This window comes from Bacillus sp. REN3, assembly GCF_017912555.1.
Taxonomy (GTDB): Bacteria; Bacillota; Bacilli; order Bacillales; family Cytobacillaceae; genus Mesobacillus.
This window is the reverse complement of record NZ_JAERSD010000008.1, coordinates 72,823-96,389: the sequence shown is the minus strand read 5'-3', so window position 1 is coordinate 96,389 and position 23,567 is coordinate 72,823. Positions and strand designations below refer to the sequence as shown.

27 protein-coding genes and 1 riboswitch are annotated in these 23,567 nt (G+C 44.2%); of the genes, 23 read left to right on the top strand and 4 right to left on the bottom strand.

Annotated elements, in window-relative coordinates; all coding sequences use genetic code 11:
* The first annotated feature begins 56 nt into the window (after window positions 1-56).
* The 17 genes from JJQ88_RS09415 to JJQ88_RS09335 all read left to right on the top strand — a co-directional run bounded on the left by JJQ88_RS09415 (window position 57) and on the right by JJQ88_RS09335 (window position 15,990).
* Window positions 57-476, top strand: a complete 420-nt coding sequence (locus tag JJQ88_RS09415) for a hypothetical protein (RefSeq protein WP_210365590.1) — start codon at window positions 57-59, stop codon at window positions 474-476.
* 33 nt (window positions 477-509) lie between these two features.
* Entirely contained in the window at window positions 510-998 is a 489-nt protein-coding gene (locus JJQ88_RS09410; RefSeq protein ID WP_210365589.1) for a YpuI family protein, read from the top strand.
* A 182-nt stretch (window positions 999-1,180) separates the two neighbouring features.
* A complete protein-coding gene (locus JJQ88_RS09405; RefSeq protein ID WP_210365588.1) occupies window positions 1,181-1,369 on the top strand; it encodes a hypothetical protein in 189 nt (62 codons plus the stop codon).
* 261 nt (window positions 1,370-1,630) lie between these two features.
* Window positions 1,631-2,773, top strand: a complete 1,143-nt coding sequence (locus JJQ88_RS09400) for a D-alanyl-D-alanine carboxypeptidase family protein (protein ID WP_246861024.1) — start codon at window positions 1,631-1,633, stop codon at window positions 2,771-2,773.
* The gene (locus JJQ88_RS09395; protein ID WP_210365586.1) at window positions 2,766-3,353 is read left to right on the top strand and encodes a nucleoside recognition domain-containing protein; all 588 of its coding nucleotides are present in this window, start codon (window positions 2,766-2,768) and stop codon (window positions 3,351-3,353) included. The genes JJQ88_RS09400 and JJQ88_RS09395 overlap by 8 nt, the downstream gene beginning before the upstream one ends.
* A gap of 6 nt (window positions 3,354-3,359) precedes the next feature.
* The gene (locus JJQ88_RS09390; protein WP_210365585.1) at window positions 3,360-3,890 is read left to right on the top strand and encodes a spore maturation protein; all 531 of its coding nucleotides are present in this window, start codon (window positions 3,360-3,362) and stop codon (window positions 3,888-3,890) included.
* Window positions 3,891-4,040: 150 nt separating this feature from the next.
* On the top strand, window positions 4,041-4,772 hold the full coding sequence (gene rluB, locus JJQ88_RS09385) for a 23S rRNA pseudouridine(2605) synthase RluB (protein WP_210365584.1): 732 nt from the start codon (window positions 4,041-4,043) through the stop codon (window positions 4,770-4,772).
* Between the two features lie 60 nt (window positions 4,773-4,832).
* The gene (resA, locus tag JJQ88_RS09380) at window positions 4,833-5,357 is read left to right on the top strand and encodes a thiol-disulfide oxidoreductase ResA (RefSeq protein ID WP_210365583.1); all 525 of its coding nucleotides are present in this window, start codon (window positions 4,833-4,835) and stop codon (window positions 5,355-5,357) included.
* 27 nt (window positions 5,358-5,384) lie between these two features.
* On the top strand, window positions 5,385-7,022 hold the full coding sequence (resB, locus tag JJQ88_RS09375) for a cytochrome c biogenesis protein ResB (protein WP_210365582.1): 1,638 nt from the start codon (window positions 5,385-5,387) through the stop codon (window positions 7,020-7,022).
* Window positions 7,023-8,207, top strand: coding sequence for a c-type cytochrome biogenesis protein CcsB (ccsB, locus tag JJQ88_RS09370; RefSeq protein ID WP_210365580.1), 1,185 nt, complete (start codon window positions 7,023-7,025; stop codon window positions 8,205-8,207). It abuts the gene before it with no gap.
* A gap of 110 nt (window positions 8,208-8,317) precedes the next feature.
* The gene (locus JJQ88_RS09365; protein ID WP_210365577.1) at window positions 8,318-9,034 is read left to right on the top strand and encodes a response regulator transcription factor; all 717 of its coding nucleotides are present in this window, start codon (window positions 8,318-8,320) and stop codon (window positions 9,032-9,034) included.
* Window positions 9,031-10,818, top strand: a complete 1,788-nt coding sequence (locus JJQ88_RS09360; RefSeq protein ID WP_210365575.1) for an ATP-binding protein — start codon at window positions 9,031-9,033, stop codon at window positions 10,816-10,818. The genes JJQ88_RS09365 and JJQ88_RS09360 overlap by 4 nt, the downstream gene beginning before the upstream one ends.
* A gap of 290 nt (window positions 10,819-11,108) precedes the next feature.
* Complete coding sequence (gene sigX, locus JJQ88_RS09355) at window positions 11,109-11,660, top strand: RNA polymerase sigma factor SigX (protein WP_210365573.1); 552 nt, start codon at window positions 11,109-11,111, stop codon at window positions 11,658-11,660.
* Window positions 11,635-12,879, top strand: a complete 1,245-nt coding sequence (locus tag JJQ88_RS09350; protein WP_210365572.1) for a hypothetical protein — start codon at window positions 11,635-11,637, stop codon at window positions 12,877-12,879. Before sigX ends, JJQ88_RS09350 begins: the two co-directional genes overlap by 26 nt.
* A 175-nt stretch (window positions 12,880-13,054) precedes the next feature.
* A complete protein-coding gene (locus tag JJQ88_RS09345; RefSeq protein WP_210365571.1) occupies window positions 13,055-13,963 on the top strand; it encodes a peptidoglycan DD-metalloendopeptidase family protein in 909 nt (302 codons plus the stop codon).
* Window positions 13,964-14,033: 70 nt separating this feature from the next.
* Window positions 14,034-14,846, top strand: coding sequence for a histidinol-phosphatase (locus JJQ88_RS09340; RefSeq protein WP_210365570.1), 813 nt, complete (start codon window positions 14,034-14,036; stop codon window positions 14,844-14,846).
* Window positions 14,847-15,112: 266 nt separating this feature from the next.
* Window positions 15,113-15,245: riboswitch (FMN riboswitch) on the top strand.
* A gap of 163 nt (window positions 15,246-15,408) precedes the next feature.
* Window positions 15,409-15,990: an ECF transporter S component gene (locus JJQ88_RS09335; RefSeq protein WP_210365569.1), complete on the top strand. Its 582-nt coding sequence runs from the start codon at window positions 15,409-15,411 to the stop codon at window positions 15,988-15,990.
* A gap of 295 nt (window positions 15,991-16,285) precedes the next feature.
* Here the strand turns inward: JJQ88_RS09335 and JJQ88_RS09330 are convergent, their stop codons facing one another.
* The gene (locus tag JJQ88_RS09330) at window positions 16,286-16,534 is read right to left on the bottom strand and encodes a ferredoxin (protein WP_023627496.1); all 249 of its coding nucleotides are present in this window, start codon (window positions 16,532-16,534) and stop codon (window positions 16,286-16,288) included.
* Window positions 16,535-16,822: 288 nt separating this feature from the next.
* Between JJQ88_RS09330 and JJQ88_RS09325 the strand changes: the two genes are divergently transcribed.
* The 5 genes from JJQ88_RS09325 (at window position 16,823) to JJQ88_RS09305 (ending at window position 21,568) form a co-directional block, all read left to right on the top strand.
* Window positions 16,823-17,860 (top strand): YpbB family protein, encoded by a 1,038-nt coding sequence (locus JJQ88_RS09325; protein ID WP_349237118.1) that lies wholly within the window; start codon window positions 16,823-16,825, stop codon window positions 17,858-17,860.
* Window positions 17,851-19,341, top strand: a complete 1,491-nt coding sequence (locus tag JJQ88_RS09320; RefSeq protein ID WP_210365567.1) for a RecQ family ATP-dependent DNA helicase — start codon at window positions 17,851-17,853, stop codon at window positions 19,339-19,341. The genes JJQ88_RS09325 and JJQ88_RS09320 overlap by 10 nt, the downstream gene beginning before the upstream one ends.
* 9 nt (window positions 19,342-19,350) lie before the next feature.
* Entirely contained in the window at window positions 19,351-19,953 is a 603-nt protein-coding gene (locus JJQ88_RS09315) for a CPBP family intramembrane glutamic endopeptidase (RefSeq protein WP_210365681.1), read from the top strand.
* Entirely contained in the window at window positions 19,946-20,683 is a 738-nt protein-coding gene (locus JJQ88_RS21670; protein WP_210365565.1) for a LysM peptidoglycan-binding domain-containing protein, read from the top strand. The genes JJQ88_RS09315 and JJQ88_RS21670 overlap by 8 nt, the downstream gene beginning before the upstream one ends.
* A gap of 426 nt (window positions 20,684-21,109) precedes the next feature.
* On the top strand, window positions 21,110-21,568 hold the full coding sequence (locus tag JJQ88_RS09305; protein WP_210365562.1) for a YpbF family protein: 459 nt from the start codon (window positions 21,110-21,112) through the stop codon (window positions 21,566-21,568).
* Between the two features lie 32 nt (window positions 21,569-21,600).
* Here JJQ88_RS09305 and JJQ88_RS09300 read toward each other — a convergent pair whose 3' ends face one another.
* Genes JJQ88_RS09300 through JJQ88_RS09290 form a run of 3 tightly spaced genes read right to left on the bottom strand, consistent with a single transcriptional unit; the run spans window position 21,601 to window position 22,682 of the window.
* On the bottom strand, window positions 21,601-22,170 hold the full coding sequence (locus JJQ88_RS09300) for a manganese catalase family protein (protein WP_210365560.1): 570 nt from the start codon (window positions 22,168-22,170) through the stop codon (window positions 21,601-21,603).
* 24 nt (window positions 22,171-22,194) lie between these two features.
* Window positions 22,195-22,455, bottom strand: coding sequence for a spore coat protein CotJB (locus JJQ88_RS09295; RefSeq protein WP_210365558.1), 261 nt, complete (start codon window positions 22,453-22,455; stop codon window positions 22,195-22,197).
* Window positions 22,452-22,682, bottom strand: coding sequence for a spore coat associated protein CotJA (locus tag JJQ88_RS09290; RefSeq protein ID WP_246861022.1), 231 nt, complete (start codon window positions 22,680-22,682; stop codon window positions 22,452-22,454). Before JJQ88_RS09290 ends, JJQ88_RS09295 begins: the two co-directional genes overlap by 4 nt.
* 148 nt (window positions 22,683-22,830) lie before the next feature.
* Here JJQ88_RS09290 and JJQ88_RS09285 point away from each other — a divergent pair, with 148 nt between their 5' ends.
* Window positions 22,831-23,463, top strand: coding sequence for a CBS domain-containing protein (locus tag JJQ88_RS09285; protein ID WP_210365556.1), 633 nt, complete (start codon window positions 22,831-22,833; stop codon window positions 23,461-23,463).
* Window positions 23,464-23,567: the final 104 nt, after the last annotated feature.

Sequence of the window (23,567 nt, the reverse complement as noted above, 5' to 3'; positions counted from 1 at the left end):
CAAAGGCATTTTCAATATACAAATTTAAAGTATGAAGAATCGGCAGGTGGAATAACATGATTATTAAGCAATGCGATGGTTATGAGCTTGAAAAAGAAAAATCGAATACCTCTGAAGATTTTTTCAACCGGAGTGAGGTGACCTTTGTAGAGGATGGGAAAGAAAAGAAGCTGCATGTCTTGTATGTCAGGTACTTCGATGAATTGATTTCCACATTCACACCTTATGAAGCTGACCCGGTGTTCAAGGCTGGTGAAAGGGAAGTTTATTTCAGGGATCTTGTCGCACTTGCATGTTTGTTGACCAATCCGGGATACCGCCACCGCAAAAGGGTATACATCAATATTGAAGAAGAATTTGCGGAGATTTTCAAAATGCTTGAGTTTAGCAAACTACCAGCAGTTTTCGAAGGGCTTGAGCAAAAGAACCAATTTGAAATCCGTTCACCGTTAGATTATATTGTTCAGCCTGTCTAGCAAAAAAACAAAGAATCCTTCGGGGGTGTCATTTTGGGAAATATGATCGTCAAAACGCAGCTTGAGGATGTAAGGGAGTTCCTGAAAGGCAGTGGATCAGAGATTGAAGCGTTCTTGAATGCAGTCACACTTGACTCGCTCAAAGAAGGCCAGCAGGCAGATGATTATTATTATAAGGCCATCCTCTCCAGTATCCGCAAATTGGCTGTTTACTGCGAAGAAGGACTTGAAGCATGTACTGTCATCCTCAAGGCACAGACGTTTTCCAAGCCAGCTGCGGAAAAAACGCTTTTCAGGATTTATTGCCATTGCATAGAGGAATTCTTCTCTCCCAAAAGTGATGTGTGGTACGAGGACAGCCGTTCAGCATACACCGGAAAAAACGCAATTAAATTCAGACAACCTGTAACTCCTTCACTAAGCGATCTGTTTGTCAGACTTGAAGGAGGCTTCCAGAGAATCAGGGAAGAACTTGAATATTACGAGACGGATTATCGGACAAAAATAATCCAATCAAAATAATCACTGCTAGAAGCGCTGTCGTGAAAACGATTTAAATGCGCGTGTCATGCGTTTGGCCAACGGGGGCAAGTTCCGTATTCGCAGGACCGTTGTGGCCAACGCAAGGATTTCACCAGTAACATCTAACCAAATGTTTTCTTTTTTCAAATAGTATAGGTTGAGCGCGATTAAGGTGTTTAATGATGCCGCAAAGCAAGCAAAATGATTTGCAGGAGAAAATGGGAGCCATGGACTTAGAGAAATCCTTTGATAAGATGAAGGACGATCGTTTAATGCAGGTTCCCTGTAAAAAAGCTGCAGCAGCTTATTTTACAGAATATGGATTAATCCTGGAAAGGAATAACCATGGAATAGCATGTAGTCCAAGCTAGCGTAAAGCTCTTGAAACCCTTGATGGCAGCCTGAGGGTTTATAGCCAATCCTTCCGTTATGAAACCTTTCGTCTTTTTAATGAAAAACTTCCTATCCAGAACGGTGCATAAAGCGGTGAGTTACTCACCCTCCTGTCCAATGAATCATCCCTATCACGGCTTGAAGATAACCTTGCATCCCTCCAGTCCTTTTTTATGTCATATCAACCCTTGTCCTGCATAAACTTGTACAAACTGGCAAAAGGAGACGAGGGTCTGTCAATGAATACAAATTGGATAAAAATCTTGCTGATCGCCATAATGATATGTTCCACCTTTCCCTTCAAGGCTGCGGCCACCATTTCTGTGAGTGCCCGCAGCGCGATTTTGATCGAGCAGGAATCTGGCAGGGTGCTTTTTGAAAAAGACGCCCACAGAGTCAGCCGGATTGCGAGCATCACGAAAATCATGACAGCAATCCTGGCGATAGAGTCCGGAAAGCTTGATCAAATGGTGAAAGTAAGCGACAGGGCAGTCCGGACGGAAGGATCGTCCATCTTCTTGAAACCAGGAGAAAAAATTAAGCTCGAGGACCTTGTCTATGGCTTAATGCTCCGTTCAGGCAATGATGCGGCTGTCGCGATTGCGGAAGCTGTTGGAGGGAGCATTGAAGGATTCGTCTTCATGATGAATGAAAAAGCCGAACAAATAGGCATGAAGAATACCCACTTTTCTAATCCCCATGGCCTTGATGACCACGAGAACCATTTATCGACCGCGTATGACATGGCTATGCTGACAAGGTATGCGATGGGAAATGACACATACCGGAAAATTGCCGGGACAAAGGTACACAGGTCACCGGACCCCGGTGAGTCATGGGATCGGGTCTGGAGAAATAAAAATAGGCTCCTGACAGAATTATATAAATATTGCACAGGAGGAAAAACCGGGTATACGAAACGTGCAAAAAGAACGCTCGTGTCAACAGCCGGAAAAGATGACTTTGAATTGATTGCGGTCACACTCAATGCCCCTGATGACTGGAATGATCATATCCAAATGTTCGAGACGGCCTTTAGCGAGTATGATATAGCTGAAATATTGCCAAAAGGCCCGGTCAAAAGCATAAAAGAACCGAAGAAATATAAAGGCAAGCTTTACCTGGAACGTTCTTTCGATTATCCCCTCACAACCGAGGAGGAAGGGCTGGTCAGAGTAAAATACATGCTGTCGAAAAACCAGCCGGAAGAAAATGGAGGAAGGGACCACTTGATTGCCGGCAGGGCAGAAATTTACCTGGATCGCGTTAAAATTGGCAGTCTTCCTGTTTACTATAAAAGCAGTGAAAAAGAAAAAGAATCTTTCTTTCATCAGTTTAAGAGATTGTTCACCTCCATAATAGGAATTGACTATTATGGTTAATATTATTTGGGTAGTCATGACGCTGATAGGCATTGGCTTTGCCATGGTGAATGGTACGATCCCGGAAGTGAATGAAGCAGTCTTCAAAGGAGCAAAGGAAGCAGTCACCCTCTGCATTGGTTTGATCAGCATCCTTGTTTTTTGGCTGGGAATGATGCGGATAGCAGAGGATGCAGGCTTACTGGCAAAGCTTTCAAACCTGTTCAAGCCGCTCGTGTCAAAACTCTTCCCCGAGGTTCCTTCCAGCCATCCGGCGATGGGGTATATATTGTCAAATATGATCGCCAATATGTTCGGGCTTGGGAATGCAGCGACCCCGCTTGGGATCAAGGCAATGGAGGAACTGAAGGAACTGAATGGCGGAAAGAAGGAAGCAAGCCGATCAATGATCACTTTCCTTGCCATCAATACCTCAAGTATTACCCTTATCCCGACTACCGTGATCGCGATCAGGATGAACTATGATTCTGCCAATCCAACCGATATTGTCGGGCCCACCCTTATTGCAACAGCTGTCTCTGCGGTTGGGGCGATTTTGATAGATCGGTATTTTTATTATAGAAGAAGCAAAAAGGGGTAAAAGGCTATGGAGATCATTTCACTCGTATCACTTTGGTTCATCCCGGTCCTAATTGCGTTCATATTGATTTACGGGACCTATAAGAAAGTACCGACTTACGAAAGCTTTGTAGAAGGCGGGAAAGAAGGAATCAACATGGCGTTCTCAATCATTCCTTTTCTGGTTGGCATGATGGTGGCAATCTCTGTATTCAGGGCTTCAGGCGCTCTTGATGTGATGATTGACTGGATGAGACCGGGACTTGAGAGAATCGGGATACCCGCCGAAATTGTGCCGCTTGCGATCATCAGGCCGATTTCGGGTACAGCGGCACTGGGAATCACCAGCGACTTGATCGCGGTCCATGGAGCTGACTCCTTCATCGGGAGGCTTGCGGCTACCTTGCAGGGGAGCACAGACACGACCTTCTATGTCCTGACCGTATATTTCGGTGCAGTCGGAATAAAAAAAATGGGCGATGCCGTGAAAGTTGGACTGCTTGCAGATGCAGTCGCCATTGGAACGGCGATTGTTGTTGTTACCCTCATGTTTGGATAGAAAGATGCCTCAGATGGGGGCATCTTTATTTAATTTCCTTTTTTCGGGCATTGCTTACTTTGAAAAAATCAAGAGTTATGTCATAATTCAAAAGGATGGCTAGATATTAAGATAGTTTTTCGCGAATTGATATAACTGGGAGTGACCTTCATGGAAAGACTGCAAAAAGTGATCGCCCGCGCAGGGATCGCATCAAGGAGAAAAGCAGAGGAATTGATCCTGCAAGGAAGAGTCAAGGTAAATGGACAAGTTGTCAATGAACTGGGCAGGAAGGTGACTGCATCAGACCAAGTTGAAGTGGATGATATCAAGATTGAAGGAGAAGAACCGGTATATTTCTTGTTTTACAAGCCGCGCGGAGTCATCTCCAGCGTGCAGGATGATAAAGGGCGAAAAGTCGTCACGGATTTCTTCGAGGAAATAGAGCAAAGGATTTACCCGGTTGGAAGGCTTGATTATGATACTTCTGGATTGCTCCTTCTCACAAATGATGGTGAATTCGCAAATTTGCTGATGCATCCGAGTAATGAAATCGATAAGGTGTATGTGGCCAAAGTAAAAGGGATTCCGCCAAAAGAAAAGCTGACGAAGCTTGCCAGGGGCGTCACCCTAGAGGATGTGAAGACTGCTCCCGCAAAGACGAAATTATTATCACTGGATAAAAAGAAGGATACTGCGATTGTTGAATTAACGATTCATGAAGGGCGAAACAGACAGGTCAGGAGAATGTTCGATGCGATTGGCTACCCGGTCGTGAAACTGAAAAGGGAAAGGTATGGCTTCCTGACACTAGATGGACTGAGGCCGGGGGAAATCCGGGAGCTTACCCATCATGAAGTAAAACATCTGCGGGTCCTTGCAATGCAACATCAAAAGAAATAGTTTTCAACACTGAGACTGTTGAAATGCTATAATAGTTGTTATACGGTAGGAGGTTTAGTAATGAAGAAAAAGCGTCTGCTTACTCGAACGATCATCCTTGTTATCCTGCTGGCGGCAGTAGGCTACACACTATACGCCAATATGACCAAGGATGAAAACAAGAAAATCGAGATTGGCAAACCAGCTCCTGACTTTGTCCTTGTTGATTTGGAGGGCAAGAAACACAGGCTTTCAGACTATAAGGGACAGGGAGTTTTCCTGAACTTTTGGGGAACCTACTGCGAGCCATGTGAACGGGAAATGCCTTATATCGATAACCAATACAAGCAATTCAAGGATCAAGGAGTCCAAGTGCTCGCTGTCGATGTAAGCGAACCTAAGCTTGTCGTCAAGAAGTTCGTCCAGCGACACGGCCTTTCGTTTCCTGTCGTAATCGATGAAGATGGTCAGGTGCAGGCTGCATATGGAATCAATCCACTGCCAATCACGTTCCTGATCGATAAGGAAGGGAAGGTTGTCAAAAGTCACACTGGCGAATTGACAGAAGAAACAGTCCGTGAGTTCATGGAACAGATCAAACCTTAAATGTAAGGGGAACAGGGAGTTTTTGCTATGAACGATGTGAAATGTGAATGCGGCCATGTCAATCCTCATGGTACGATTCTTTGTGAATCCTGCGGGAGAGTGCTTGAAGAAAAGGAAAAAGAAAAGCAGCTCCTCGATATGCGCTATGAAGGAAGCGCGCGCCGTTCACAAACATATAACAAGACAATCATCGATAAAATCTGGAATTTCTTTTCATCCGTGAAAGTGGGAGTATGGCTGATCGTCATCACCTTGATCGCATCGGCGCTCGGAACGATTTTCCCTCAGGAGATGTACATACCCCCAACCATGCCTGCCTCCCAGTACTATGAGGAACAATACGGCTGGCTTGGCAAGCTGTACTATGACCTCGGATTCCACAATCTATATAGTTCATGGTGGTATTTGATTCTGATCGCTTCCATTGGGATCTCGCTTGTAATCTGCAGCCTTGACCGCGTCATCCCGCTTTACAGGGCTTTGGCCAAGCAAAGGGTTTCAAGGCACGAGGGTTATTTGAAGCGCCAGCGGATGTTCAGTGTGACAGACACAGAAGTCGGCGAAACAGAAGTCGCCAAAATCAAGGAGAAGCTGTCAGGAAAACGATACACGATCCGCGAAGAAAACGGCGATATCCTGGCTGAAAAAAACCGTTTTTCAAGATGGGGACCGTATGTAAACCATGTCGGCCTGATCATCTTCCTGATTGGAGGCATGCTTCGTTTCGTTCCTGGCATGTACGTCGATGAAATCCTTTGGTTAAGGGAAGGGGAAACGAGAGCGATTCCAGGAACTAATGGAGAATATTATCTGAAGAACAATGCTTTCATCTTTGAAGTCTATGATGAGGAAAAAGATGATAAGATCTTTAAGGAAGCCATCAACAAAGCTGGTACAGTCGTGAAAAACTATCAGACAAACGCGACTCTTTATAAGAAACAGGGAGCGACAGTGCCAGGGGAAAAGCCTGAGCTTGAAAAGGTCCGTGACCAGTCTATCCAAGTCAACAAACCTTTGAAAGTAGATGGATTCGCTCTGTATCAGGTAGATTACAAGCTTGATGAAATGAATAATATGGCTTTCAAGCTAGAAAACAAAAAAACGGGTAAACAGTTCGGAGACCTCAAGATAGATTTATATAATCCAAAGGATGAATATGATCTTGGGGATGGATACAAAGTGGAAGTCATGAGTTATTTCCCTGACTTCGAGTTCAATGATAAAGGAGAGCCAGCTACGAAGTCACGTATCCCTAACAATCCGGCATTCATTTTCAAGATGATTACACCAGATAAGCCAAAAGGGGAAATCAGCTTCGTTGCAATCCGCCAGACTATCGAGCCAATGGGGGATAATGAATACAAAATGGCTTTCAACGGAATTGAAACGAAGAATGTCACTGCCCTTACGGTAAGAAAAGACATGACCTTGTGGATCATTGCGCTTGGAGGACTCATCTTCATGATCGGGGTTGTCCAGGGAGCCTATTGGAACCATCGACGTTTGTGGATCAGGCGTGTCGATGGCCAGATTTGGACAGCTGCACATACTAACAAGAATTGGCATGGTTTGAAAAGAGAGCTTGAAGCTGTATTTGCCGATACAGGACTCGATGCTCCAAAAGACCAGCTGGAAGCGGAAAAAGAGAATAAGGAGGGGAAATAGATGGTTGAATTAAGTTCGAATTTCCTGTTCGCAGCATTTATCCTGTATTTAGTCGGAACCCTGTTCTTTGGAGGATCCATCAGGGATAAAAGACATACGGATAGAGATGTCCCGAATAAATGGGCAAAAGTCGGGATGGCTGTAACAATTGCGGGCTTCATATCCCAGTTTACATTTTTTGTTTTAAGGTGGGTTGCATCTGGACACGCCCCAGTCAGCAACTTGTTTGAGTTCACGACATTCTTTGGAATGGCACTGGTCGGCGCGTTCATCGTCCTGTATTACATGTATAAGACTCCTCTGCTTGGGCTGTTCACATTGCCTGTAGCCGCGTTGATCATCGCTTATGGAAGCATGTTCCCACGGGAGGTCACCCCATTGATCCCGGCGCTGCAAAGCTACTGGCTGCACATCCATGTGACGACAACTGCGATTGGACAAGCAATCCTGGCCATCAGCTTCGTTGCTGGACTGATTTATTTGGTCAAAACGGTTGACCAGACCAAGAGAACAAAAGGCAACAGATGGCTCGAAGCAGTCTTGTTTGGATTGGTTTGTACGCTTGGATTTGTATTTGTTTCGACCTACTTTTCTTTAACAGATTATGAGGCGAAATTCAACTATATCAATAAGGATGGTCAGCCGGCTACGGAAGAATATACCGTACCAGCCCTTGTTGGCCCGCACGAATTCGAAGCTGCTGATAAAGACAGGATGCAGCCGATATTCGAAACACCGGCAATTATCAATGCGAAAAAGCTAAATACGGTTATATGGTCATTGATGGCAGGCGTCTTATTATATGGGCTTTTCAGGCTGATTCTCCGTAAACCGATCGGAGCCGCACTCCAGCCTTGGACCAAGAACATCAACCTTGATCTGGTCGATGAAATCGGATATCGTTCCGTGCTGATTGGATTTCCGGTATTCACCCTTGGAGGATTGATTTTCGCTATGATCTGGGCGCAGATCGCCTGGACACGATTCTGGGGATGGGATCCAAAAGAAGTGTGGGCGCTCATCACATGGCTATTCTACGCCGCATTCCTGCACTTGCGTTTATCGAAAGGCTGGCATGGGCAAAAATCCGCATGGCTGGCTGTCATAGGATTCATCATCATCCTGTTCAATCTTGTGGCTGTCAACCTCGTCATTGCTGGGTTACACTCATATGCAGGTTCTTAATTGTGACAAAAATATTAAGCCTTCACCGTATGTTGTGAAGGCCTTTCTTAAAAAAACATAGCAAGAAACCGTATGTTTATGTAAAATATTCGCAGGGAGGGATCTATCCAATGGAAAAAGACGTGAAGATTTTAGTGGTGGATGATGAAGAAAGAATAAGGCGTTTATTGAAGATGTACCTTGAAAGAGAGAACTATATAATCGAAGAAGCCGAGGACGGGAATGAAGCATTGGCGAAATCGCTTGCCAATGATTATGATGTCATCCTTCTTGATTTAATGATGCCTGGAAAAGACGGTATTGAAGTTTGCCGCGAATTGCGCGAAAAGAAATCGACTCCTGTCATCATGCTTACCGCAAAAGGGGAAGAAGTGAACAGGGTCCAGGGCTTTGAGGTCGGAACAGATGACTATATCGTTAAGCCCTTCAGCCCAAGGGAAGTCGTCTTGCGGGTAAAAGCCATGCTGCGCCGCTCTTCAAGCACAAGCTATCTGCAAACTGAAACAACAGCGAAAGATGTAATCGTTTTCCCTCATCTAACGATCGACAACGATGCTCACAGGGTATCTGCTGATGGAAAAGAAGTGAGCTTGACACCAAAAGAATACGAACTTTTATACTTCCTGGCAAAATCTCCGGACAAAGTGTTCGATCGCGAACAGCTGTTGAAAGAGGTTTGGCATTACGAGTTTTTTGGGGATTTGCGGACAGTGGATACCCATGTCAAGAGGCTTCGTGAAAAACTGAACAAAGTTTCTGAACAGGCTGCGAAAATGATTGTGACTGTCTGGGGGGTTGGCTACAAGTTCGAGGTAGTCAATGAATGATGTTTTGGCGCAGTGTAGTAGGTAAACTCTGGGTTACCATTCTTCTGCTCGTTTCTTTTGTTTTATTCATCCTTACAGTTATGCTCCTTGAGTTTTTTGAAAACTATCACATCAATGAAAGAAGAAACGGGCTGACGAATACTGCTGAGAAAATCGCCCGTGTCCTTGAGGATCATCCAGGCAAGGAGAGGGAACTTGGCCTAGAGATAGCATGGGAGATGGTGGATGACGATTCCAGGGTGACTGTCATCCTCGACAATGATACGTATTTTTATTCGCCTGGGACTGAAGAAGCCATCAACATTCCCATTTCCTACTTCCGATCTAGCAAGGAATTGGAGGATGTTTTCACAAAAAGGAAAGAGGTAAGTGCCATTTCATCCCTCCCAGAGTTTGCTGGTGCAGGCGATGATGCCCGCTACCTGATGATTGGTGTGCCGCTTCAGCAATATAATAAAGAGAACGGCGCCGTCTTCATCTATCAATCATTGGAAGTAATGGAGAAAACAACAAGGCTGACAACGAAATTCATCTTGCTTGCGGCAGGAGTAGCCATCGTATTGACAACGATTTTCGCTTTCTTCCTGTCGACAAGGATTACGGCACCGTTACGGAAAATGCGGGAAGCTGCCTTTGAAGTGGCGAGAGGAAAGTTCGACACGAAAGTGCCAATCCTTACCAATGATGAGATCGGTGAATTGGCAACTGCCTTCAATCAAATGGGCCGCCAGTTAAAGTTCAATATGAATGCCCTCAGCCAGGAAAAGGAGCAGCTGACAAGCATCTTGAGCAGCATGGCTGACGGCGTTATTACCTTCAGCAGGGATGGGACGATCCTGATCACGAATCCGCCTGCGGAGCTTTTCCTTCGGTACTGGTTTTATGAACAGGGCCTTGGCAATGACAATACGGATGCCGTACCTTCGGAAGTGATGGAATTGTTCCAGCTTGCCGTCAATACAGAAAAAGAGCAAATCGGTGAGATTTCTGCCCAGGGCAGGACCTGGGTCATCATTGTGAGTCCGCTTTACAACAAACGATTCATCCGGGGAGCTGTCGCCGTAGTCAGGGATATGACGGAAGAACGCAAAATGGATAAATTGAGGGAAGACTTCATTGCGAATGTCTCCCATGAATTAAGGACCCCGATTTCCATGATGCAGGGATATAGTGAAGCCATAGTGGATGACATTGCCCAGACGGATGATGAGAAGAAAGAAATGGCAAAGGTCATCTATGATGAATCTCTTAGGATGGGCAGGCTTGTAAATGAACTGCTCGATTTAGCCCGGATGGAAGCAGGGCATATTTTATTGTCTGTAGAGTCAGTTGAATTGGAGCCATATTTGAACAGGGTCATCCGAAAGTTCCAAGGTCTGGCAAAAGAGAAGGAAATTGAGCTATCGGTGAACCTTGACACAGAGGAACAGTTTTTCCGCTTTGATCCTGACAGGATTGAACAGGTACTGACGAACCTTGTTGATAACGCCATGAGGCATGTTCCGGAATCTGCATCCATTTTGATAACAGCAAGGACGGATGAGCGCGGGTTGCACATTGAGGTGAGTGACCAGGGACCAGGCATCCCAGAAGAGGATTTACCATTCTTGTTCGAGAGATTTTATAAAGCTGATAAATCAAGGACAAGGGGCCGCTCGGGGACAGGCCTTGGCCTTGCCATCGCCAAGAATATCATTGATGCCCATCGGGGGAACATATCCGTTAAGAGCAAGCTTGGACAAGGTACGACATTTTCCTTCTTCATCCCTCGAAATAATGAGTAAATTAGAATAGTGTGCCGACTATTCTTGATTCACAAGAAACATTTTGAGGATATTGAAAATTTTTGGCCCGCCTTCCAGAAGGATGGGCTTTTTTTCTGGGCAAGAAAGGTTTTTCGCAAGAACATATGTCAACCTCAAATGCCTTTTCAGTTTCTCTCTACCTGAAGTTTTAAAACAGCAATTCATGGAAAATAACCCTTCCCTTTCCACGAGGGAAATACTATAGTTAGTATGAAACTTTCTATACATACTTTACGACTAATCTTATGATTGCGGAGGGGATGCAACTGATGGACTCCGTTTTTGATGACTTATATACTAAATATCATCATGACGTTTTTCAGTTTTTGTTTTATATGGTAAAAAACAAAGAACAGGCTGAAGACCTTGTACAGGAAGTATATATCCGTGTACTTAAGGCATACGGGCGTTTTGAAGGGAAAAGCAGTGAAAAGACATGGTTGTTCTCCATTGCGAAGAATGTGGCCATTGATCACTTCCGCAAGCAAAAAGGCTGGAAACAGCGTCTTTTGGAATCGTTTGACCTTTCCGCAAGGCAGGTAATGGATGAAAGTCCGATTCCCGAAGAAATAGCAATGCAGAGAGAAGAAATACAGATGATGTATAAATGCCTTGACAAGTGTACGGTCGACCAGCGACTGGTTATTATCATGCGTTACATCCACGAACTCTCTATCGCGGAAACAGCGGAGGCTTTATCATGGACAGAAAGCAAGGTAAAGACCACGCAGCATCGCGCATTAAAGACGTTAAAGAAACATATGGAGGAAATGATCGAAAAGGAAGGGATGGCCAGTGAAAAAGTCACAGTTAAGCGATAAGCAGCTTGAAGAACTCCTTCGTGATATGCCAAAGGTAAAAGACCATCGCGATCCTCGTGACATTTACCTAAATATCGCCCATCGATCCGAAAAGAGAAGATTACCGGCATGGCTGTATCCGGCCATAACAGCGGTTGCAGTGATTCTGCTTGCTTTCATCCTTACACCAGGCATGCTGGATTTAAATCAGCCCGAAAACCAAAGCATGGACAGTGAATCCATCGAACACCAAGAAGCGAAGGTAGGGCAGACGGGGGATGAAAAAGCGGCTTTCGATAAAGTCTCGATAAAGAGTGACAATGATGAGAGTGAAAATGACAGCCTTGAGTTAATGGATGAGAAAGAAAAAGAGACCGAAAGGTTCATGGCGGAGGAAGACATAGCTGATCCCTATGCGGATCTGACAGCACTGTACCCAGGGGAGACAGAGGGAAAAAGAGTAATTACTTATGCGATTCCTGATGCGAATGTCCAGACGCTTGTTCCCGTGACAGTGGCGATGCCTTCTGTAGAATCAAAAACGTGGATTGATACTTTCATGGATACGATGGGGCTGTTGAAGGAGAAAGAATGGGGCCTGAGCGAATTTTACCCAATTGATGCAGAAATCACATATGATCAGGCTTCGCTTGTAATGAAGGTGGACTTCAAGCAAAGCCACCCGTATAAAAACGGTTCTGTTTCAAGCGACATGTTACTTAGGGGGATGGAACAAAGCCTTGCCGGGCAGGGGGTTGCTAAACTGACCTTCACAACAGAAGGCAAACCAGGCGTGGATTTAGGGAACTTTGGCAATATAGAGGAACATAAGATTCCTCAGCAAAAGCGAGGGCGGGCCTTTTTATTCCTTTATCCGAAAGGTGCCGATCAGCCATATCTGGTGCCGACCAAAGAAGCTTTCAATTCAATTGAACCTGCGTTCGAACAAATGACAAAAAGTGTCGCTTCCCTGAATTTACGCCCTTCACTTCCTCAAAACTTCGAACCGGCGAAAATCGAGGCTGACCAGGAAAACAAGGTCATTAAAATCAATTTGAACGACGGGATGGAAGTGAACGATGGGTTCAAGCCGGCCTTGGAAGCCATCCTGCTGACAGCGAAAGAGTTTGGATTTCAAGAAGTTAAAATCGATGGTGCAAATACAAAGCAAGTCGGGCCTTTCAACCTGGATGAAACAATCCCGGTTCCTGTCGCGCCTAATAAAAAGAATATAGAATAAGGGAGAGTCATAAGGCTTTCCCTTATTTTTTGTTCTTCTCTCCTGCATAAAAAAGCCATTTATCAGAAAACATAACGAATGTGCTTTTAACTGCAACCCCATATCCCAGAAAGGTTCTAAGCTAGTACATGCTGTCATAGGGATGGAATGGGAGCAAAAAGTTAGGAGGAAGAAAATGCACGATTTTATAAAGCGTTTACTCATTGCTGGACTGATGGCCTTATGCATCAGCTTGCTTTTTCTTGGCGGAAAGCACTCACAGGCAGAAATGCTTGATATTGAAGAATTAACATCAAAATGGGTTTGGCCTGCAGAAGGTGTGGTTACGGATCTATATGGAACCCGTAACGGCGAACATAAAGGAATCGATATCGCGTCAACTGCCCTCACCCCTATTCATACGGTCGATAAAGGGATTGTCACAAAATCCTATTACTCCAATTCATATGGACATGTCATTTTTATCAAGCATGATAACAATCTCGAAACGGTTTATGCACATTTGAACAAACGGCTTGTGAAGGAAGGGGCAATCGTACAGCGAGGGGAGATCATCGGTGAAATGGGCAATACCGGGGATTCTTCCGGAGTCCACCTTCATTTTGAAATTCACCAAAACGAATGGACATTTGAAAAAGAAAATGCCATCAATCCAGAAAAAGCGCTGGGTCATGCTTTGATTGGACAGCCTGTCTTTGTGCGAGTGAATCAAGATGCTAATGAATCGGTCGAAACAATCGCAAAACTGTCTGTAAATGATGGAACGGAAGATCGATCGCTCAGTATGAAGAATGGTCAAAGCAAGAAAAACCCTACTGAAGAAAAAGAGGAAAGAGTGCAATCCAGCGCACAAAATCAGCAGACCCATTCTCAATCGCACTTAAGAACAAATAAAGACAATCAACTTTTAGACCGCCCGAAACTGGCAAGCGAAGGAAACGCAAACAACAAATATACTGTCTCTACTGGTGATACTCTTTATTCAATTGCAAAAAAAACGAACACATCCGTTGATGCATTGAAACAGCTCAACCGCTTGACATCAGATGTTATCAAGCCGCAGCAAATATTGATCACACAGTAGCAAATCCTTGTCCCGACCGCTTTGCAAAAAGTATAATAGGAGAAACGAAGTCAGGGGGCAATGAATAAAGATGTTGACGGATTACCATAATCATTTGGAAAGAGGAACTTTGACACTTGAGTATTTGAAGCAGTTCACTGATGCTGCCGCTGAAAAGGGAATTGAGCATTTTGGGATTTCGGAGCATGCCTACCATTTCTATCAAACGGCTGACATTCTCCGTAATAGCTGGGTGGATGAACGAAGGTTTTATGATATGGATGATTATGTAAAGCTTTTTGAGGACGCGTGGAAACAAGGTATTGATGTCAAAATGTCGATTGAAATGGATTACACTCCTGGAAAGCATGCAGAAATGGAACGTTTTATCAGCAGCTATGATTTTGATTATGTCATTGGATCCATCCATTGGGTCGGCGATTTTGGTATAGATCTCGCAGAGTACAGAGATGAATGGGATAAAAGGGACGTCCGGGAGGTTTACCGCCAGTATTTCGACCAAGTGGTGACGCTGGCAGAGTCAAACCTTTTCGATATCATCGGCCATCTTGATTTAGTGAAGATTTTTAATTACATACCCGCTGAGGAAGAGTTCTTGCTTGAACAATACGAACGTGCTGCAAATGCTCTGGCTAATTCGAAGACATGTGTGGAAATCAGTACTGCCGGATTAAGGAAGCCGACACAAAGCCTTTATCCGGATAAGAGGCTTTTGAAAATGTGCCATGCTAAAAAAATACCAATAGTCCTTTCATCGGACGCCCACATACCTGATCATGTCGGTGCGGATTATGACCAGGCCCTTCAGCTGGCAAAAGAAGTGGGATATGAAAAGGTTATGACTTTCTCAAAAGGAGAGAGAAAGGAATTTCCACTCGGCTGATTTGGGAGAGGAGCAAGAAAGAAAACCAGGCCATCAGGTGAATGGCCTGGTTTTCCTGTTTCAGCAGCCAGTCATCTTATAAGTATGCCCGCAAATACGCTCTCCTTCAATAAGTCCGGCATGTACATAAGCCTCTTGTAATCAATGGATGCTTTCATCCAACAAACATTTCGTTTTATTTTTTCGGAAATCAAAAATTTGCCACAAGCAAACATCTTCACAAAAATTCTTTTTTTCAGTATAATAATCTTGTAAAATCAAATATGGTCTATCTTCGGGGCAGGGTGAAATTCCCGACCGGCGGTGATGAGGCATGAACTCTAAGCCCGCGAGCCTTTTTAGGCAGGATTTGGTGCGATTCCAAAGCCGACAGTATAGTCTGGATGGGAGAAGGTGGAGGTTCTGCGGACGTTCAAAAAATGCAGGTTTTGAACGTTTATTAAGCATGCCTTAGCGATTTCTCCCTCAAGAGCTTTCTTGAGGGAATTTGTATTTCTGGGCGCATGCCGATGCTGAACCTTTCTTCTTAGGTGAGATGGATCTCTAAAAGGAGAGAGGATTTATGAAGAATACTAGTGTCAAAGCAATGGTATCGATTGCGATGTTGAGCAGCATTTCCTATGTGCTGATGCTGCTGAACTTTCCGCTGCCGCCATTTCCAAAATTCCTGATGGTCGATTTCAGCGATGTTCCTGCATTGATTGCTGCATTGATCTTTGGGCCAGCAGCCGGAATTTTGGTAGAGTTGATCAAGAATATGCTTGATTATTTCATGACCGGAAGTGAGACTGGTGTCCCAGTCGGCCATGCCGCCAACTTTGCAGCAGGTGTGCTATTCATCCTTCCGACCTATTATATATACATGAAGCTTAAAACGACAAAAGGGATGACCTTCGCCTTGGTTGTTGGTTCGATCAGCATGGCGATATTGATGAGTATCCTGAATTATTATGTGTTCCTTCCAGCATATACCATGTTCTTGAATATGCCAGCAATGTCCGGGCCTGAAGCAAGGGCATACATCGTTTCGGGTATTCTGCCATTCAACATTGCAAAAGGAATCCTGATGTCCATCGTCTTTATGCTGATGTTCACGAGACTGAAAACTTGGATTGAAAGACAGCACTCTTTAAAAAATGCATAAGGCATTTTTGGATGACTATTAAAAAGCAACGGCCTGCACCGTTGCTTTTCTTGTTCCGACCGGAGATATAATCTTTGTATGTTTTAGGCTGCTCTTGTTATTGGTGCCCCTGTTTGCCCAATGGCTGTTTTATTTGCTTTCCAAGGCGGATGTTGTGAAGCCTCGCTGCAAGAGTCGCAGTTCCCCGCTCTTATCTTAATAACCACAGCTTTATGTTTCCCACTAACTTTGGAAGCTCATCACTATGATGCCTTAGATAACAAAATTCCCGCCTGATGGCGGGAACTATGTATTTTTATTCGAATTTTGTTGCGTCTCCGTTAAATGGTTCATCTGCAACTTTGATTGAATCTGTTGGACAGCCTTCGAATGCGTCCATCATATCGTCGATCAGGACATCTGGAATTTCAACGATTCCTTCATTTTCGTCAAGCGTTACGAATGCGATGCCTTCATCATCGTAATCGTAGATATCCGGAGCAGCAGCACCACAAGCTCCGCAAGCAATACATGTTTCTTTGTCAACAATTGTGTACTTAGCCATGATATAATTCCTCCCAAGTGTTTAACAGTAGTATGCCGTCTTCAAAAAGTGAAAACGTATTCCTCGTTTCTATTGTAAAACTGTCTCGTCAACATTTCAATATAAAAAGTATTGAGAATGCTTATCAGATAAGGAGTTTCCCGCAATTTGTACCTAAAATAAAACAAAACAGCGCCACTTTCATGGTAAAATGAATATAAATAATTTCCTGTATTGGAATGTTCAGCAATTAGTGCCTGCAAAATGGATAGCTTGGGTGATAATATGGAAGCTACATATTTGGAAACAGTGGTTATGCATAACCTGAATAAAATAGATGGAGAGAGAACGATTTATTCAATCTTTCATTTGTTCCAGGGCAAGAGGTCTTCGCAAACAATCCAGGATGCCCACTTGTACCAGTTAACGCCCTTTTTCCAGGCGTTCACGCCCATCACAAGGACGTGGCTCGAGAAAACGGTCATCGGGTTGATTGATAAGGGACTAACTGAAGAGATATCAGAAGGAAAGGTGATCCTTACAAAAAACGGACTTTCCGTATTGGATAGGCAGATGGAAGTTACCCCCTTCCCTCGTTATCTGAACGGATGGAAGTATCATCAGGCAACAAACCCCTTTTGGGAAAAACTGACGCTGCTGGTACAGGTATGTTCGAACTTGGTTTACAGAAAGAAAGGATATGTGCCGGTAAGGAATAGAAGAGAAGTCCTGGCATGGATCAAGCATTATCTAAGAATGCATGGAGAGGACCGATACAGTCTTTCCCAGCGGCTTTATGAAGAATTGATCTCAGCCTTGGACAACCCCTTCTCGAAACCCGAGTATGTCGTGATGAGACTGACTGGTGCAAAGGAGATTGGACTGACTCCCCTTCAGGCAGCAGAGACAGCGGGGGTCGAATTTTCAAGGTACCATTTCGAATTCCTGAATTCCCTCCACGGAATGTTTGATAAAATCACGGATGACACCGGACGTTATCCGCTATTATATGGCTTGATGGATCAATCTGCCAATGAATCTCCGCTGACATTATCAACTGAAAAGACTTACAGATACTTGGAAAAAGGTTATTCCGCGGAGGAAATCGCAGCAGCAAGGAACTTGAAAGAAAGCACAATCGAAGACCATATTGTCGAGATTGCCCTTTCAATCGGAGAATTCAATATAGACCGGTACTTGCATCCTGAAAAGCAGCAAAGAATATTGTATGCGGCAAAGAAAACGGCGGCAAAAAAACTGAAGGAAATAAAGGAACGGGTCGGCGATGCATCCTATTTTGAGATCCGGCTCGTCCTCGCAAAATATGGTGATGCCAAGTGGAATTAACGAAAACCATGCAAAAGTATTTCCATTTCCAGGATTTCCGGCCTGGCCAGTATGAAACAATCCAATCCATCCTTGACAGAAGGCATACGCTTGCTATGCTTCCGACTGGGACCGGGAAGTCACTTTGCTATCAGCTGCCCGGCTATCTGTCTGACGGGACTGTTTTAATCGTTTCGCCTCTTTTATCGTTGATGCAGGACCAGGTGGAACAAATGATGGCAAGAGGGGAAAAACGAGTGATCGCCTTAAATTCTTTTTTGACTCCGCCGCAAAGGAATGAGGCGCTTACTGCTTTGGAAGCTTATAAATTTATCTTTATTTCTCCTGAAATGCTGGGTTCTGAAACTGTTGTAAATAGACTCAGGACGCTTCGAATTTCATTGTTTGCAGTTGATGAAGCCCATTGTATCTCACAGTGGGGATATGATTTCCGGCCAGATTATCTGAATCTGGGTAAGGTGAGGCAGCTTCTCGGGAATCCTTTGACCCTGGCTCTGACAGCGACAGCAAATTATGACGTGCGGCGTGATATTGGCGAAAAGCTGCTATTGCACGATTGGAATGAAGTTGTTTTTTCTGTGGACCGGCCGTCGATCTCAATTTCCGTCGAACAAGCTTCAGGCTTCCAGGAAAAGCTTGAGAGGCTAAAAGAATTAGCCGCCTACCTTAATGGGCCAGGCATCATTTACTTCTCCAGCAAAAAGATGGCTGAACAAACTGCTGCGTATTTAAGGGAACATGGAATCAGGAAAGTAATGGCTTACCATGGCGGTCTCGACCCAGAAAGCAGGGTTCTCATCCAGCAGCAGTTCATCAATGGCCAGTTGGACATTATTTGTGCAACAAGTGCATTTGGAATGGGAATCAATAAAGAAAACGTCAGGTATGTCATCCACTTCCATATGCCAATGCAAATCGAATCTTATTTGCAGGAAATTGGCAGGGCTGCAAGAGATGGAAGGGAAGCAGTTGCAATCCTGTTGTATACACCGGGGGATGAACAGCTGCAGTTCCAGCTAGCTGAGGCGGAGCTGCCAAATGGATTGCAAATCGACAGGCTGTTCACATACTTGTCTGAAAAAAAACTGCATTACAGGGATGTGAAGCTGGAGGAAGAGCTAATTTCTGTTTTTTGCGGATTTACGGAAATACAATGGCGTATTGTTGAAGACTATCTCTCAAACTTGAAAACAATGAACATGGAGCAAGATCAAGCAATGTTAAAAGGAATGCTCGAAGAAAGACTGAAGATCAAAAACGGCAAAATCCTGAAAATGCTTGAATGGGTCCTATCCAACGAATGCAAGAGGGCAGGGATCCTTGCTGCATTCGATGAAGAGCTTCCATCCGGAAGGAAGAATTGCTGCAGCCATTGCGGGTTGGTGATGAATCATTTTAAGAAGGAAGCAACGACCGAAGCTGAACATTCCCATGACCGTGAATGGAAACAAGTTCTCGCTTCAATTTTATTGAATAAGTGAGCGGATATGATGAAGGACAGATACAAGGAAACAATTGATGGATTGACAGATAAAGAGCTGCTGTTTCATTTGTTTGCCACACAAATTTTATTGTTGGCGATTTCGATTATTTTAAGCTGGTTTCTTTTTGATCGTTTTGCGGAACTAAAAAACATCTTCACCTGGCCAGATTTCCAGATTCTTACAGTTGGGGTTGTGGCTGGAGCAGCTGTGGTCCTAGCGGATGTTGTGATGATGAAATTCTTGCCTTCCTCCTATTATGATGATGGCGGCCTTAATGAAAGAATATTCCAGGGTAGAACAATCCCGCAAATCGCAATCATCGCAGCTGTTGTGGCATTTAGTGAAGAACTCCTTTTCAGGGGGATCATCCAGACAACGTTCGGATTGATCATTTCAAGCATCATTTTTGCAATTGTACATTATCGTTACTTATTTAACTGGTTTTTATTTTTAAATATTGTTCTGTTAAGTTTCTTAATCGGGTTTATTTATATGCAGACAAACAATCTTTTGGTGACAATCACGATGCATTTTGTTATAGACTTCCTGCTTGGACTAATCATAAAGTCCAGAACAGGATCAGCAAATGGAGGTGCTAACGGTGAATAAGGAAAAACCTATCAGAGACCAGGCTGAACGCTTAAGGAAAAGGGTTGAAAGAAAGGCTGAAGCAGCGACTGACAAAAGAGATGCGCTTCCACCCAGAAGTGAGCTTCACAGAAAGAAGCAGAAGAAAACAAATGTGAAGATCAAGTATCCCGTGATCAGGCTGATGGCATTACTCTTTATTTTACTGCCGGTTACCTTTTTCATTATCATCTCCAATCTTGAAGGGGGAGGTTCAGGTGAAGATGCCTTGAATCGGGCAGGCATTGAATTCATCGATGTGAAAGGAAAGAGCGATAAAGCAAGCCAGAGCAAGGAAGAAAAAGATGTTCCCGCTATGAAAGAAATCGAGGATGATGATCAATTGGACGTGGCTGCCCCTGCATCTTCCGGAGAAGGGGCAAGCATCGAAGGAAAAGAAGGATCGTCTGATTCCCCTGACAAGGATGGGGAAAAGGCAACTGATAGCACTGCCGGGAAGGAGAAACCAGCAGAATCCAATCCTGCTGAGAACAGGACTGATGCGGGGCAGGTATCAAAGCCTGCAGAAGACCAGTCTGCTGCAGAGGAGACAATCATTTACCATACAGTCCAGCCTAAGGAAACTTTGTTCAGGGTGGCCATGAAATATTACAATTCTCAGGAAGGTATTGCTATTATCAGGAAAGCCAACAATTTGCAAGGCAATGACATCCAAGCTGGACAAGTATTGAAAATCCCATTGAAGAAATAAAATTGGTATAGATGTAAACAATTATAAGATTTCGTGCAAAACAGTAACCTTCCAGGGACTAACTATATCAGTTAGTCCTCTTTTCATTAACTTGTGAATTTAGACTAAAAAACGGGCACTTTAAATTGGACACTTGAGCCATCCTTTGGGCACTAACTGATGCGGATTGTTCCCATTCTCTTTCGTAGGAAGAGCAAATGGGCACAATCAACCGAAGAATGTTCCCCTCTATCCTTTTCCTAGGCAGCTTTGGCGACTATGTGCTGAAGAACGTTCCCATGCCCATTGCTGGATGGGCTTTCGGGAACAATCTCCCCTGGTCGCTTTTTCGGCCGCAGAAAAGCATGTTCAGCTTTCTTATTGCCCTCCACCTATCATAACTGTCCGGACAGGCTCATAAATATTAGTAAAAAGGAGGGGGAGTGAATGGAACAGGAAATAGTGGCACTTGATAATAGGACGGATGAAGCAACGAAGATACTGCTTCAAAATGTCGTGGACCGCAAACGGAAATTCGATCGCTATAAATCCCAACATCTGTTGTCAGTCTGGATAACGATCGGACTCAGTTCGATTCATCTTTACTTTCTTTATCTTCATGTCCTCAAACCTTATTCCTATTCTTTTGCAGAAGTTTTTTCTATGTATGTCCAAAACCCGGCGAATCTTTATTTCCTGATTTTTACTGTCGGGGCATATGGTCTGATGATCTTGCTGAAGGAGAAGCGGGAGAAGGCAGAAAAGGAGTATCATGCATTGCGATGTGAGATTGTTGATCGTAGCAAGGATCTTTGGAAGAAGGAAGAGGAATGGAAGAACAGGCATATCATTTTTCAAATGATGAAAAAGAAGTATGACATTAATTTATACCATGAAAGCAAGTAGGAAGCATCCAGTCCTGGATGCTTCACATACTCTTAAAATATTCTTTTCTTCCCCTGTTCATCCTTCAGAATTTCGACTGCCTCCCGGAAACGCTGCGAATGGATGATTTCCCGTTCGCGCAGGAATCGGAGCCCATCGTTCAAATCAGGGTCATCACTCATGTTGATGATCCATTGATATGTCGCCCTTGCCTTCTCCTCTGCCGCAATATCCTCATAAAGATCTGCAATCGGATCGCCCTTTGCCTGGATATAGGTGGCAGTCCATGGGTCTCCGGCAGCATTATTGTAAAAAAGCGCGCTATCATGGTTTGCGTAATGCGCATCAAGACCGGCTTGTTTCAATTGTTCAGGTGTCGCATCTTTCGTTAGTTTGTAAATCATTGTGGCAATCATTTCAAGATGGGCAAATTCCTCTGTCCCGATGTCTGTCAGCAAGCCAATGACCTTATCAGGGATTGTATATCTCTGGTTCAAATAGCGCAAGGCGGCAGCCAGTTCCCCATCAGCACCGCCATATTGCTCTACCAGGAATTTTGCAAGCCGCGGATTGCAGGTGCTCACCTTGACCGGGTACTGCAATTTTTTTTCGTAAACCCACATCCCTTTAACCCCTCCTCGTTTGAATTAGAGCTGCCATGGCCAGGGGGCATCATCCCAATTCCACGGATACCCAGAATAGCTGTTGCCGAATTGCATCAAAGGGCCATACGTGCCTTCGATTATCTTTTTCAGGCGTTTTCGTTCCCTGGCAAACTGGTTGAACTGGTTGATTGCTTCATAATCATCCGGATGGGTGTCCAAATATAGTGTCAGGTCAACAAGGACGAAATCAACTGCCTGAAGCTGTTCCATGGTGTCATAAAACTCTTTTGGCAGCTGTTTCATGTTGGATCTCCCTCCCTAGGAGTTTCATAGGGTGAATACCATGGGTCATAAAATACCTTCCAGAGAGTACCTGTCCTCAGTGCTTGCATAGGTGTGAACTGAGGGAGATTCGGAGGCTGATAACCAAGGAACAGGTTAGGGGGAACAGAGTACATCTTTGCCTTGATAGGCGGGCAAGGATCGAAGGGACTATAATATGGATAATAAACTCTTCTATATGCTGACAAATTAAGCCCTCCTCAATATATACTTCAATTCAGTTTATGACGGCGTTTGATTTTCATGTTAAAATTTCTCTTCTAAGAAGGGATTTTAGTGTTTCTGCCGAAATAATATATAAGCAATAGCTGTACAATAATCCAGGGGTGAGCAAAGATGTTTGTAAAAAGTGTCATGATTCCTAAATTCAAATGTATAACCGCACAGGTCAATGAGCCATTGGCCGAAGTAATGAAGAGGCTGGATGAACATCATATAGATGGTCTCCCGGTTCTCGAAGGAGAAAAATATCAAGGAGTTGTGACAAGGCATCGGATCTACGAGGGTTTTTTTAATTCGGGGGCCACAAAGGAAGAGTATTTGGGGAATACAACGGCAAATGACATTGCGACATTCCGTGACCACTATTTGCACAGCGATGAAATCTTCGAATCTACTTTATTAAAGCTTAAAGATTTCCCTATGCTTGCCGTTGTTGATGATCAAGGGAATTTCCTTGGCGGGGTAAGCCGCTATGACGTCATCGAACAATTCCAAAGCGCTTTTGGCTTCCGTCGGCCTGGTGTTCGAATTGCCTTCACCTCTGTGGAAACGGAAGGAAGGATTGCCAGGCTGGCAGAAATCGCCCATCAATTCCATGAGCATATTATTTCCTTGGTGACTTTTGATGAGACGGATAAACTGGTCCGCAGGATTGTCATGAAGGTGGAAAAGAAGGATAATATCGATAAGTTCATCCAAAAATTGGAAGATTCCGGTTTCCGAGTGCTTGACATTCATGAAGATTAAGGTTTTATGGAAGAAAAAGGAGCAAGGACCTTTCATACATTAAGTATGGGGGGTTTTTTTATGGGGTTGAAACTGTTCAGGTTTTTGTTTGGACTGTTTTGCGG